The following is a 12,735-nucleotide window of genomic DNA, read 5'->3' on the forward strand; positions in this document are numbered from 1 at the left end:
CCACCACCTCCGCTACCACCCCCACCGCCTCCGCTGCTCCCGCCGCCTCCGCCCATGCCCCCTCTGTTTTTTCCCGCCCCGCTGTTCATGCCATAGGGGTCATTAGTGTCGGACTTTTTGTCGGGCCTCTTGTTCCATTCCTCTCTCTGACGCCGTTTTTCCTCTTCCTCCCTTGCCTCCAGTTCCCTTTCCCGGCGCAATCTTTCCCGGCGCATTCTGGCGCGTTCCATCCTTTCCATCCGATCCCAATCGCTGCCTCCGGGGGGTCTGTTGGGATTGTTGCCGCCCGGGTTTTGCGGGTTGGGATTATTGGGGTCATTGGGGTCCGTGGGGGAGTCCGGCGTGCGAGTGTCCGTGCCTACTTCCTCGCAGTAGCCGTGTCCGTCATTGCGGCAGGAGGAGACGTATCCTAACTTCACGCCGTAAAACGCGACGCGGCCCAGTTCCCTCGTGGTCAGTTGATACTCCGAATAGGCGGATTGCACGAATTTAGCAAATTGAATAGCTTCTACCGGGTTGTTTCTGTAGCCGGCAAGTTCCGCGGCGGCCTGTGGCTTTGAAACCGCCAGCTTGTCCGGAGCGCGAAGGTCTGCTATGACGGAGTTGACTTTCAATGCCCTGTCATACTCGTACTGCGTCAGTTTCGGCGTGCCGCTGCCCAAAAAACCGTGCTTATTGAGGAAATTGACGGTATCATCTATCTCGGTGAAATCCTTCCCGGATGCTTCGTCGCTTATGTCGGAACGCGCTTTTCCCAGGGTTTCGCGTATTCCCTCTGCGTTCATCTCGTTGCTGTAGCCTGCGGGCAATGCCGAAAATTCATGTCCCGGCTTGAGTTTGTCCAGATAGCCGTATGCGCAGGCCCAGAGGGCGGCTCTGCCTTCGGCCCGGGCCGCGTTCGCCAATTCGCCGGCGGAGGAGGGCAGCGTGTGCCCGTCAATAAGCAGCTTTTCCGCCGCAGCGGATTTCAGTATCGCAAACCTGTCCTCTTTGGTGAAGAACGGCGCTATGCCCTGTACGTAGTCGTCAAACTCATGCCAGTGCGGGGGGAAGTTGGCGGGCAGGGCGGGGTCGCTGCGCTTGATCATCTCCACGATTTCCCTGCGGTATTGCGCGCGCTGCTGCTTTGTCATGGCCGGCCAGGAGCAGCGGGCAGCGCGGTTTTCCGCCGCAGCGGAAGCCGATGCCAGCAAAAACGCCGCACCCCACACCAGCAGCAGGGCGCGCGCTCTAAGACCGAAGGTGTTTTCGCGATAGGAGTATGTCATGCAGCTTTCCCCGGACGACGCATGGCAAAAAGAGCCACTAATATCTATATTATCAAGAAACGGGGCATTGTCAAGGGCCGCAGGACCCAAAATATTGTTCAATAGTATGATAATGCAGCGAAAAACCGTTTTACGGGGTTGCGTATTCGCGCTGTCCGCCTGCTGCGCGGCGGCAGTTTCCGGTATTGTGGCCGGGCCGTTTGCCCCGGCAGGAAGGGATTTGGTCTCCGCTTCGGAGGGGCGGGGCTTTCTGTCCGCGCCCTCGCCGCGCGGTGGCGCGCTGACTGCCAGGCTGAGGGTGTCCTTGCGGCTTCCCGGCGCGATGCCGGAGCGCGAAACGGCGGTTTTTGAAAGCGGTCCCTCCGCGCGCGCCGTCCGCCTGCTGCGGAAGCCGGACGGCAGGCTGTATCTGTCCGCCGGGCAGTTCACTGAAGGGGCGGGTTTTGGCGTTCTGGACTTTCCGCCCGTTTCCGCCGGAAAAGCCCGCGCGGAAATTATCTTTGAAATGCCCGACACCGTTGCGCTGCTCATTGACGGCAAGCCCGCCGCCGGCGGGCGGTATCGTTTCATTGACTGCGACATGTCCGCTCCGGTAATCCGCGCCGGGGACGGCGTCATTGAAAGGGAGTTCGTAAAAAGAAACAGGCTGCCCGTTCTTGCGTTGTGGCTGCTGAGGGCCGCGTTGGGCGTTGCGATGGCGTGGAGCCTGTTTTCTATTCTGTCCGGCGCGGGATATGCCGGCGCCGGCTGGGCGGCTGCGGCCCTTATTTTCATAGGCGGCTGCGCCACGGATTTCAGATATGTCCTGGCCCCCGGCGCGGGCTATTACGGGGAACTGGCCTCCGCTTTCGCCAGAGGGCACACGTATCTCTCCGCCACAGTGCCGCAGGAGTTGCTGTCTGCCAAAAATCCTTATGATTTCGCCTATGCCTGGAAATACAAAATCTGGGATTACAGCATGTATGGCGGCAGGTTTTACCTTTATTTCGGGCCGGTTCCCGCGCTGGTCCGGCTGCTTTTCCTGAATGCGCTGCCGCAGGGCGCGGCCGTTATCCTCTACGCCGTAATGTTCGCGCTGTTTTTCCGGCTGGCGGCGGAGGCGGCGCGGAAAAGGTTTTATCCGCAGTCGGACGGGACAGTGTTTGGCCTGGTTGCCGTTGCCGGGGCGTTCAATCCGCTGATTATCTGGCTGGCCTCCGTGCCGAATGTCTACAACGAGGCGGCGCTGGCGGGCGCGGCTTTCGCGGCGGGAGGGATATACTTCTTCATCCGCGCGGCGGAAAGGCCGCGTTTGTTCGCCTTGTCCGGGATATTTTTCGCGCTGGCGGCGGCCTCGCGGATAACGCAGGCTCTGGCCGCGCTGCCCTTTCTGGCATACGCGGCGAAAAAAGGCGGTTTCAGGAATATGCTGGCCCCGCTGCTGGCCGCGGCGGCGTCTCTGGCGGTTTACAACTATGCGCGATTTGGCAATCCGCTGGAGTTCGGTGTAAGCTATCAGTACAACGGCACGCATGAATATGTGGCCGCAGGGAAGTTCTTTTCGGCGGAATATATAATTCCCAACGTCAAATGCTGGCTGGCGGGACTGCCGCGGCTGTCGCTGTTTTTCCCCTTTGTAAGCACGGGCGGGTTTTACACGCATGTCAGGGACGGCGCGGCGTTTTCGCTTTTTCTGTGGTGTCCGGCAACCGCGGGGGTTTTTCTGGGCGGCGGGGGGGCGCTGCTGGTTGTTTCCGCCTGCATGGCCGCGCTGCCGGCTGCCGCCAACGTGGCCCTTGTGGCCCGGTATATGGCCGATTTCCTGCCGCCGCTTGCGCTGGCGGGCGGGCTGGGTTTTCTGTCTCTACGGCGGCGGACGGCGATATGGGCGCTGGCGCTGTGCCTGGCCGTATCCGCCATGGTTCTGTCCGGTATGCTGACGGAGGCGCTGCGCGCCAAAAACCCGCCCGCGCATTACTCCCTGTTCGGGGCGGATTATCCCGGCGAACCCCCGCCGCATTGACACCGGGAATTTTTTTTGGTAAAAAGTGAATGGTGATTCACGGTTCGCATTGAAAACAGCCGGGGGGAAGGTTTCAGCGGGCGCGGCGCGCCCGGGCCTTTGCCGGCGCATATAAAGGAGAAACAAAATGAGCAAGAAAACAGTAATCATAACCGGCGGAGCGCGGGGCCTGGGCAAGGCAGGGGCGGAGCGTTTCCTTAAAAGCGGGACGTGGAAAGTGGCCCTTTTTGACATGCAGGCCGACCTGCTGGCCAAAGCCGCCGAGGATCTGGGCGGCAGATACGGCAAGGAGAATGTAACCACCGCCGTCTGCGACGTGACGAATCTGGCGTCTGTCTCCGCGGCGGTCAACAAGGTGATAGCCGAGTTCGGCGGGGTGGACTGCCTCATAAACAACGCCGGCATAACGCGCGACGCCATGTCGTGGAAAATGGAGGAGAAGGATTTTGACGCGGTTGTCGGTGTCAACCTCAAGGGCGCGTTCAACTGCGGCAGAGCCGTCATCAACCACATGCGCGAGAAAAAGGCCGGCAGCATCATCAACACCTCGTCGGTGGTGGGCCTCTACGGCAACGTGGGCCAGACCAATTACGCCGCCACCAAATGGGGCGTCATCGGCATGACCAAGACCTGGGCCAAGGAACTGGGCCGCAGCGGCGTGCGCGTCAACGCGGTGGCTCCCGGCTACACGCTCACCGAGATGGTGCAGACCGTGCCGGAGAAAATTCTGACCTCCATCGCCGAGAAAACCCCGCTTCAGCGCCTCGGCAAGCCCGAAGACATTGCCAACGCCTATTACTTCCTGGCCAACGACGACGCCGCCTTTATAACCGGCGCGGTGCTGGCGGTTGACGGGGGCCTTGTCATCTGATGCCGCAGACCATGCCCGCCGCCACCCGCAAGGGCGAAAACACCAAGGCGCGGCTTACCGCAGCCTGCGCGCGCGAGATCCGCGCGCGCGGGTTCTGCAACGTGTCGGTCTCCGACTTTGCGGCCCGGGCGGAGCTGGCGGTGGGCGGGTTCTACCGGTATTACAAAAGCAAGGAGGACGTGCTGGCGGAGATGGCCGATGTCCTCTCGCGCGACCTGGAGGGCAGGCTTGCCGCGCTGGACGGCGCCGCCGTCCCGGAGCTGCTGCGCGCTTTCTGCGCCTTCGCGCTCAAAAACCGCTGCATGTATCAGGCCCTGCGCGAGGCGGAGTTCTACTGCCCGCCCGCGGCGGCGGTTTTCAACGGACGCTGGCGGCGCGCGGTGGCGCGCGCCGTGGCCGGAACGCGCAGGCCGGAACTGGCGCTTGAAATCGTCTGCGGCGCGCAGTATTTCTGGGCCATGCGCTATCCGGTATGGCAGGGCAAGCCCGCGCCGGAGGACAAGCTGGCGGTTTCCGCCGCGATAATCTCCGGCGGGCTGGCCGCCAAAAAGGTCCTTGCGCTGGAGGAAATGGCCGCCGCCGCTTCGCGCTGGACGGCGCACAAGCCCGCCGCAAAGCCGCAGGACGCGCGCGGGAAGCTGCTGCAAAGCGCGCAGGAACAGTTCGGCAAACGCGGGTTCTATTCGGCCCCGGTGGCGGAGATTTCGCGCAGGGCGGGGCTGTCCGTGGGGTATTTCTACCGCTGTTTCGGCTCCAAGGAAGACGCTTTCAGGCAGACCACGGTCAACCTGCGCCGGACGCTTACCGGCTACACGGCAAGCGCGTGCTCCGGCGCGCAATCCCGGCTGGAGACGGAGCTGCGCTCTCTTTCGGCCTTCTTTGAATTCATCCGGCGCAACCCGCAGGGCTACCGCATACTGCGCGAGGCGGAATTCGTGGACCGCGCCCTGGCCGAGGATTATTACCTGGGCCTCATGCGCGATTACGCCGCTTCCATGCGCCTTACCGCCGCCGGCGAATTCGCCACTGAAGACTACGAGGCCGCCGCCTTCACGCTTATGGGCGCGGGCCATGCGCTGGGGCTTAAATACGGCGGCGTAAAACCGCCGCTGGCGGAAATAGCCGGCGCGCTGTTCAACGGAATCCTAGGAGAATAACATGTTCAAAATCATCGGAACCGGCATGTACCTGCCGGAAAAGCTGGTCACCAACGAGGATCTTTTCGCCAAATTCGGCAGGGACCCGCTGGAAAAGATAATGTCGCGCATAGGGCATGGCGCGCGCTATTACTGCGCCCCCAATCAATGCTCCGCCGACCTGGCTTATGAAGCCGCTAAAAAAGCGCTGGAAGACGCCAAAGTGGACCCGAAGGAGATAGACCTTCAGATAATCTCCACCGACACGCCGTCGCAGCTTTCCCCCGCCACCGGCTCCGAGGTGCAGTACCGGCTGGGCACGGCAAACGCCGGCGTTTTCGACGTCAACTGCGCCTGCGCCGGTTTTGTAACCGCGCTGGATATCGCCGCGCATTATCTGGACGGCAAGCAGTACAAAAAGGCGCTTGTCATCGGCACTTATGCAATGAGCAAATTCCTGGATCCCGACGACGGCATGGCCACCCCGCTTTTCGGCGACGGCGCGGGCGCGATGGTGCTCAGCTACGATGCGGCCAACAAGACGGCCTCCATCCTCAAGGCCGACGGGCAGTACTGGGATTACATGGGAATTTACGGCGGTGGCTCGCGCGAGCCGTTCTCGCAGCAGGTGCTGGATTCAAAAAAGCACACCGTCAAAATCCCCAAGAAATTCCCCGCCACGCTTAACAAAGAGCATTGGCCTCCGCTGTTGCGCGAAACGCTTGCGAAAATGGGCCTCAAGCCCGGCGACGTCAACATGTACATCTTCACCCAGATTCGCAAGGTAACCGTCAACGAGGTCATGGAGGAGTTCAAGCTCCCCATGGACCGCACCCACACGATTATGGAGAAGTGGGGCTACACCGGCTCGGCCTGCGTGCCGATGGCGCTGCATGATGCCATCAAGCAGGGCAAGGTCAAGCGCGGCGACCGCGTGGCGCTTTGCGCCTCCGGCGGCGGCTACTCCATGGCCAGCATGGTGTTTACGTACTAAGAACCAAGCCACTGACGGCGCGGCGCATACCGATGCGCCGCGCCGTTTCATATAATATGTCCCTGATGGCGCGCAAGAAAATATTTCTTTTTGATATCCCGGCAAGCGCGGGCTGCCTTGAGACGGGGACCGAGCTTTCTCCCCGGCATTTCCGGGACAACGGGATAATCCCCGCGCTGCGCGGGGCCGGTTTCGACGTTGCCGACCTCGGCGCGGTTGCCGTTCCCTCCGGGCGCAGGCATAACGAGACGCCCGTCAGAAACTGGCCCATGCCGCGCGCGGCATGGCGGCGCGCGGAAGCCTTCATAAAAAAACTGCCGCGTGGTTGCGGCAGGGGTTTGCTGCTGTGCCTGGGCGGGGATTGCAGCATGATAACCGGCGCTGTTTCCGGCATGATTGGCAGGCTCGGGGCGGACAAAATCCATGTAATCTGCCTTGACGGCGATGCGGACGCGCTTGCGCCGGACCCGGAAACCTGCGTCGGCGCCGCGGCGATGGGGCTGTGGATGCTGACGCATAAATCCGCCTTCTGGCGGGGGAAGCTGCCGCCGGGAAATATCACCGTGATAGGCGCAAAGAAAAAGCCTTCCGCCGTTTCCGGCATTGCCTGCGTTCCGCTTGGCGAATTAAAGTCGCGCGGAATTGCCCGCGCGGCGCGGGCCGCGCTTGCCGCGGTTGCGCCCTGCAGGAAGCTGTTCGTGCATTTTGACGTTGACGTGCTGGCGCGCGATGCCATGCCGGCGGCTTATGCTCCGCGGCGGGCGGGTCTTTCGCTTTGCGAGACGGAGCAAATCCTGAAACTGCTGCTTTCTGACAAAAGGACTGTTTTTCTGGAAATATCCGAGTTTATGCCCGCCAGGGATAAAAGCGGCGCTCATGCCAGGGCAATCATCGCGCTGCTTTGCCGCGCGTTGCGGGGAATCAAGCTATAATACCGGATATGGGAAACGTTGCGTTCCGTTCGGCGGCTGCGGTTGCCGGAATTGCCGCGCTGGCGTTTTCGCTGCCCTGTTTCGGGGAGACGGTGCTGCTGCGCTCCGGCGGGGAAATTTCCGGCAGGATAGTCTCCGCCGACGGCAGATATGTTTCCCTGGCGCGCGGCGGAAAGAAACTTTCCAAAATCAAAACCTCGCAGGTTGACGAAATCTATTTCAGCGGAAGGCCGGAGCCGTCCTCCCCTGCCGTGCCCGCCGCCAGGCCCTCCTCCGTTGCGGAGGCTGCCCGCGCGGCGGAACTGTTTGCGGCGGCGAAAGATTTCTCCGCCAAATGGCCGGACGCGCCCGCCATAGTCCTTGAAGACGGGGAAAACTGGCTTCTCCGCGCGGACGGAACATGGTCCCTGCGCCGCCGCTATGCCGCCCAGATTCTGAAAAGCTCCTCCGCCGGCAGGCTGGCCGAATTCGGCGCCGGCTTCGAGCGCGGGCGAGAGAAACTCGGCATCATCAGGGCTTCCGTGCATCTTCCGGGCGGGAAGACAATCCCGTTCAGCGAGGCCAATCTCCGCGTTGCCGACCCGCAGCCGGAGCAGGGCATTTACGCCGATATGGGCGAGATGTCGTATTCCTTTCCGCTGGTCTCCACCGGGGTCATAGTGGATTACGAATACGAGATTGAGGTTTTCCGCCCCTTCCGCAACGATTTTTTCTTCCCGGGGCGGTCTTTCGCGTCGCCCTATCCCTGCCGCGGCGCCTTCCTGGAAGTTTCCGTGCCGCAGGCCCGCAAGTTTTATTATTCCGCATCCGGGTTTGCCGGAGCGGGCGCGGAGCCGCGCATTCAGGAGGGCGGCGCCGTCCGCCGCTACCGCTGGGAACTCTCCGGCATCGCGCCCGAACCGCAGGAGCCCGCCATGCCGCCGGAGGGGGATTCATCTCCCCGCGTCAAGGGCGCGCTTTTCAACGACTGGGGCCGCATCTGCGACTGGCTGGAGCCGATGTACAGGGAGCGTATCGCCCGCACGCCCGAGCTGGAAAAGCTGGCCCGCGAAGCGGCGCATGGCGCGTTTTCCGATGCCGAGAAAACCGCGGCGGTCTATCACTTCGTGCAGGCCAACGTGCGCTATGTGGGCGTGAAGATGGGAGTGGCCTCCGGCTGGGGCGGCTACTCCGCGCAGGACACCTGGCGGCGCCGCTACGGCTGCTGCATAGACAAGACGCTGCTGATGTGCGCGCTGCTGGAAATTCTGGGGGTGCGCTCCTCCCCTGTGCTGCTGGACACGAATTTGTCTCCCCGGCACGATTTCGCTTTGCCGGACATAGATTTTGAACATGCCATAGTCCGCGCCGGCATCGCGGGAAAAGACGTGTTCCTGGACCCTTCCGGCTATGACAGCCGCTACCCCGCCATGGACGCCATGGATTACGGCGTGGACGGGCTGGACGTGTTCCGGCGCGCCGCAGTCCGCATCCCGGACGCGCCGGCGGAGGACAACTCCAGCCGCTATGATTATTCCGTGGATGTGGACGCCTCCGGCGGAATGCGCGTCAGGTTCCGGGCGGGCTACTCCGGCCCGAGGGAGGCGGAGCTGCGCTCCCTCTACAGGTACAAAACGCAGGAGGAGCGCGGGCGGCTGCTGGCCTCGTGGATAGACGAGTCCATGCCCGGCGCGCAGCTCTCTGAATGGAAGGCCGTGAACGCGGATTCCGTATCGCTTCCCTTCTCGCTGGAGGCGGCTTACTACGGCCCCGCCGCAGCGGGGCGGGCGGGCGCGCTGTCCATAATCTCCCTGCCGGATTTCGAGGTCTATGCCGACGAGACTGCGCTGGATTCCAGAAAACTGGATATCGTCTACTCCGCGCCGTACAGCAAGCGGTACCACTACGAGATAAACCTGCCCGCGGGCGCCGCGATTGTCTCGCTGCCCGGCGCCGCGCGGCTGGAGAACAGGCGCGGGTTTTTTTCGCTTGAATGCGCCGCGCACGGCCCGCGCATAACCTGCGACGGAGAGATGCGCGTGGACTCCCGCATCGTGCCGCGCGGCGAGTATGCCGGGTTCAGGGCGTTCCTGGAAGGCGCGGCGCGCGCCTCCGACGTGAAAATTTTCGCCGCAATGGGGGCGGGACTGTGAAAACCATTGTCCTGCTGCTTGCTTTCTGCTCCTGCGCGCGCGCGGACATAGCCTTCATGTCCGACGGGCGAGAGATAACCGGCAGTTTCGCCGGAATAAGCAAAGGCAGACTGATTCTGCGCGAGGGCGGCAGGCGCAAAAGACTGCCGGTAAATCAGATTGTAAAGCTCAAATTCACAGCGCAGGGCCGCCCCGCCGCCAAAACCGCCGCGGCGCAGGCGCAGCCCGGCTTTTGGCCTTCCGCCGCGGCGCAGGCGCAGGCGCACGGCCTTGGCCGGGAAAATCCGGCCCCCGCCGCCGGGGAGGACCGCGCCGTCCTGCTCTGGGAAACGGTTTACGAGCTTAAGCCGGACATGTCTTCGGTGCGCACGGAGCGGGTGGCGCAGAAAATTTTCTCCGCCTCCGCGCGGGACGCCGCCGCGGACGGGAAGGTTTACTATATTGACGGTTACCAGAGCGCGAAGCTGGACTATGCCTGCTCCTATTCCGGCGGCGCCGCCGCCTGCGCGGACGAGACAACCGTGCAGGACGGTTCGGAGCTGGCGGATTTCGCGGGGTACGATTATCTGCGCAGCGTGAAATTCTCAATGCCGCGGGCGGACGCGGGCGCGGTTACCGACTATCAGGCGCAGGTGAAAACCCCTGAGCATTACAAATCATTTCCGTTTGCCGGCAGCTTCCAGTTCGGGACGGACGCCCCCGCCCGGCTTGTCCGGCTTAAGGTTATAACCCCGCAGAAAGTGTCCCTCAACAGCGCGCTTGTAAACGACGGCGGCGCGGTGAAATTTTCGCAGACAGCCGAAGGCGGCAGGAATATCTACGTCTGGGAGGCGCGGAATCTGCCCGCCGTCCCGCGCGAGGACGACATGCCGCCGGACGCGCGCGCGCTGCCTTGCGTGATGTTTGCCGCCTCCGACACATGGGAGAGCGTGGCGGCTTTCCTCTCCTCGCGCATAGACCGGCTGCTGGCCGGCGATTCCGGGCTTGATTCCGCCGCCGCGGGCATTGCCTCCCAGCCGGACGCTGCGGGCGCGGCCTACGGCTGGGTGATGCGCAACATCCGTTACCAGCCCGTGGAGATGGACGCTGCCCCCGGCGTGCCGCTTCCCGTATCCAGGATTATCAGCCGCGCCGCCGGCAACGCGCTGGACAAGCCTTTCGCGCTTTACGCGCTGCTGCGCAAGGCTGGAGTTTCCGCTTCGCTGGCTTACATGGAATCCCGCGCCGGAGCCCCGTTTTCGCATGACGTGCCGTCAATACGGCAGTTTGCGGCGGTCTGCGTCATAGCGGACTGGAACGGGAAACGCTCTTTTCTGTGCCCGCATGACGACTGGGTGAAGCCGGGCTATATTCCCCAGGATTTTCAGGGCATGAAGGCCTTTGCTGTGCACGGCCCGCTGGCCGGGGAGTTTCTGGACGCGCCGCTGATGCCGCCTGAAGCCGAATGCGAGGATATAGTCTCCGAGGTTGCGCTTTCCACTTCCGGCGCGCTGGCGGCCAGAATGGTTATCCGCCCCTCCGGCGGTTACGAGCAGTCGTGGCGGCAGTGGCGCGGCCTGCGCAAAGAGGAACTGGACGGCGAAATGGCCGGGCTTGCGCGGCAGCTTCATCCGAAAGCGCGGCTTGAGAGCTATGAACTCTCCGATCTGTCGGACCCGGATGCGCCGGTGCGCGCGGCACTGCGTTTTTCGGTGGACGGCTACGCCGCCGTCTCCTCCGGCGGTAGTTACATGGCGCTGCGCGCGCCGGCGGTGTCCAGGCCTTCCGGGGTGTCCGCCGCGCGGAGGAAGTATCCGCTTGATTTCGGCTGCGCGGATTTACAGAAGTATTCGGTGTCGCTGTCCCTGCCGCCGGGCTACGAGATTTATTCGCTGCCGGAGAATATGTCCGCCTCCGCGGCGGGCGCGGAATACTCCGCCTCCTACCAGGCGCGCGGCGGGACTGTTTTATTTTCCGAAACCGCGCTGCGCCGCGTCCCGGAAATAAGCCCCGGCGATTACGGGGCCTACCGCAACCTGAGGCTTCAGCAGGCCCGCTTCACCTCCAAATGGATAGCGCTTAAAAAAACCGGCGCCGCGCCCGCCCCCGCCGCGCCGCCGCGCAGGCCGGAGCCGGAGCCGCCGCGTCAGCCGGCAGGCCGGATGTTCCCTTTCAATTGATATAATCTAGCCATGAGCGAACCTGAGCAGGAAAATCCGCAGTCCGGCGGCAAGATAACCCCCGCGGTCTTTTTTTCCGCCTTGGGGGTTATGTGGCTTGCCGCGTATCTGGCGCATTTCATAACCCGGCTGCCGGAGCGGCAGACCGACGCCGTATTCATGGCGGCGGCGCTTGTTCTGGCGGCTTGCACACTGGCCTATGAGCGTTGATTACAAGGATTATTACAAAACACTCGGCGTGCCGCGCGGCGCCGGGGCCGATGATATAAAATCCGCTTACCGCAAACTCGCGCGCAAGTACCACCCGGATTTGCAGCCCGAATCCCGCAAGGCCGAAATGTCCGAAAAATTCAAGGAAATAAACGAGGCCTACGAGGTTCTTTCCGACGACGGCAAAAAGCGCCTCTACGACCAACTCGGGCCGGAATGGGAGAACAAGCAGCGCGCCTCCGGCCCCCGGCCTCAGCCGGGCCGTCCGGCAGGCGGGTTTTCCGGCGCGGATTTCGGCGGCGGTTTTTACGGCGGCCCCCGGCCCGGCGGCGGGTTTTCCCGGCAGTCCGAAGGGCCGGACATGGCGCAGTTCAGCGATTTTTTCAGAAGCATATTCGGCGGCGCGGACATGGGCGGTTTCGGCGGATTCTCGCAGCCCCGCCGGGAAGAGCCGGCGCTGGAGCTGCCCCTTGCCGACGCGCTGCGCGGCGGCGGGAAAATTCTATCCATCCCCGTGCGGCAGACATGCTCCTACTGCGGCGGGACAGGCAGGCAGGGCCGCGCGCGCTGCCCGCAATGCGGCGGCGCGGGCGCGGTGTCCGCGCAGAAAGAGGTGCGCGTCAATTTCCCCGCCGGAATTGCCGACGGCGCGCGCCTGCGGCTTAAAGGCCAGGGGCCGGACGGGGGGGATTTGTATCTGCGCATCGCCATCGCGCCGGAGCCGGGATTCAAGGCTTCCGGCCCGGACCTGGAAACCGAGGTCCGCGTTATGGCCTGGGACGCCGCCCTCGGCGGCGAGATAACGGTCCCCGCCCCAGACGGCCCCGTGCGCGTCAAAATACCGCCGGGCACCCGCGCCGGAAAAACCCTTAAAATATCCGGCAGGGGATACCCCAAAGGCGGCGGCGCGCGCGGCGATTTGTACGCGCGCGTGGTCATAGACGTGCCGCCCGGCCTCAGCCGCCAGCAGGCGGAGCTTATGTCCCTGCTGCGCGACAGTTTCCGGCAATAGCGCGATAGTTTCCCAAGGA

General features: G+C 63.3%; 10 protein-coding genes. 9 read left to right on the forward strand and 1 reads right to left on the reverse strand.

The features are described 5' to 3' along the window. Positions 1 to 1,268 (reverse strand): hypothetical protein (locus WC421_09870; GenBank protein ID MFA5162542.1); only part of this gene is annotated, 1,268 nt, incomplete at its 3' end. A gap of 106 nt (positions 1,269 to 1,374) precedes the next feature. On the opposite strand from WC421_09870, the gene WC421_09875 reads away from it, so the two are divergent. The 9 genes from WC421_09875 to WC421_09915 all read left to right on the forward strand — a co-directional run bounded on the left by WC421_09875 (position 1,375) and on the right by WC421_09915 (position 12,716). Beyond that, positions 1,375 to 3,270, forward strand: a complete 1,896-nt coding sequence (locus WC421_09875; protein ID MFA5162543.1) for a hypothetical protein — start codon at positions 1,375 to 1,377, stop codon at positions 3,268 to 3,270. Between the two features lie 127 nt (positions 3,271 to 3,397). After that, positions 3,398 to 4,141 (forward strand): 3-oxoacyl-ACP reductase FabG, encoded by a 744-nt coding sequence (fabG, locus tag WC421_09880; GenBank protein MFA5162544.1) that lies wholly within the window; start codon positions 3,398 to 3,400, stop codon positions 4,139 to 4,141. Beyond that, positions 4,141 to 5,298 carry a TetR/AcrR family transcriptional regulator gene (locus WC421_09885; GenBank protein MFA5162545.1) on the forward strand — a complete coding sequence of 386 codons (1,158 nt, stop codon included), beginning with the start codon at positions 4,141 to 4,143 and terminating at the stop codon, positions 5,296 to 5,298. The genes fabG and WC421_09885 overlap by 1 nt, the downstream gene beginning before the upstream one ends. Before the next feature lies 1 nt (position 5,299). Next, on the forward strand, positions 5,300 to 6,271 hold the full coding sequence (locus WC421_09890) for a ketoacyl-ACP synthase III (protein ID MFA5162546.1): 972 nt from the start codon (positions 5,300 to 5,302) through the stop codon (positions 6,269 to 6,271). A gap of 65 nt (positions 6,272 to 6,336) precedes the next feature. Beyond that, a complete protein-coding gene (locus WC421_09895; protein MFA5162547.1) occupies positions 6,337 to 7,203 on the forward strand; it encodes an arginase family protein in 867 nt (288 codons plus the stop codon). A gap of 8 nt (positions 7,204 to 7,211) precedes the next feature. Then, positions 7,212 to 9,335, forward strand: coding sequence for a DUF3857 domain-containing protein (locus WC421_09900; GenBank protein MFA5162548.1), 2,124 nt, complete (start codon positions 7,212 to 7,214; stop codon positions 9,333 to 9,335). After that, entirely contained in the window at positions 9,332 to 11,494 is a 2,163-nt protein-coding gene (locus WC421_09905; protein MFA5162549.1) for a DUF3857 domain-containing protein, read from the forward strand. The genes WC421_09900 and WC421_09905 overlap by 4 nt, the downstream gene beginning before the upstream one ends. 12 nt (positions 11,495 to 11,506) lie before the next feature. Continuing rightward, positions 11,507 to 11,704: a hypothetical protein gene (locus tag WC421_09910; GenBank protein MFA5162550.1), complete on the forward strand. Its 198-nt coding sequence runs from the start codon at positions 11,507 to 11,509 to the stop codon at positions 11,702 to 11,704. Then, positions 11,694 to 12,716, forward strand: a complete 1,023-nt coding sequence (locus WC421_09915; protein MFA5162551.1) for a J domain-containing protein — start codon at positions 11,694 to 11,696, stop codon at positions 12,714 to 12,716. The genes WC421_09910 and WC421_09915 overlap by 11 nt, the downstream gene beginning before the upstream one ends. The last annotated feature ends 19 nt before the right edge of the window (positions 12,717 to 12,735 follow it).

The organism is Elusimicrobiales bacterium, assembly GCA_041651175.1.
Classification (GTDB): Bacteria; Elusimicrobiota; Elusimicrobia; order Elusimicrobiales; family Elusimicrobiaceae; genus JAQTYB01.

What these genes read in the sequence shown, in the direction of transcription:
- WC421_09900 (MFA5162548.1), top strand. Translation starts at nt 7,212, where the DNA reads ATGGGAAACGTTGCGTTCCGTTCGGCGGCTGCGGTTGCCGGAATTGCC.
- WC421_09910 (MFA5162550.1), top strand. Translation starts at nt 11,507, where the DNA reads ATGAGCGAACCTGAGCAGGAAAATCCGCAGTCCGGCGGCAAGATAACC.
- WC421_09895 (MFA5162547.1), top strand. Translation starts at nt 6,337, where the DNA reads ATGGCGCGCAAGAAAATATTTCTTTTTGATATCCCGGCAAGCGCGGGC.
- WC421_09875 (MFA5162543.1), top strand. Translation starts at nt 1,375, where the DNA reads ATGATAATGCAGCGAAAAACCGTTTTACGGGGTTGCGTATTCGCGCTG.
- WC421_09890 (MFA5162546.1), top strand. Translation starts at nt 5,300, where the DNA reads ATGTTCAAAATCATCGGAACCGGCATGTACCTGCCGGAAAAGCTGGTC.
- fabG (MFA5162544.1), top strand. Translation starts at nt 3,398, where the DNA reads ATGAGCAAGAAAACAGTAATCATAACCGGCGGAGCGCGGGGCCTGGGC.
- WC421_09915 (MFA5162551.1), top strand. Translation starts at nt 11,694, where the DNA reads ATGAGCGTTGATTACAAGGATTATTACAAAACACTCGGCGTGCCGCGC.
- WC421_09885 (MFA5162545.1), top strand. Translation starts at nt 4,141, where the DNA reads ATGCCGCAGACCATGCCCGCCGCCACCCGCAAGGGCGAAAACACCAAG.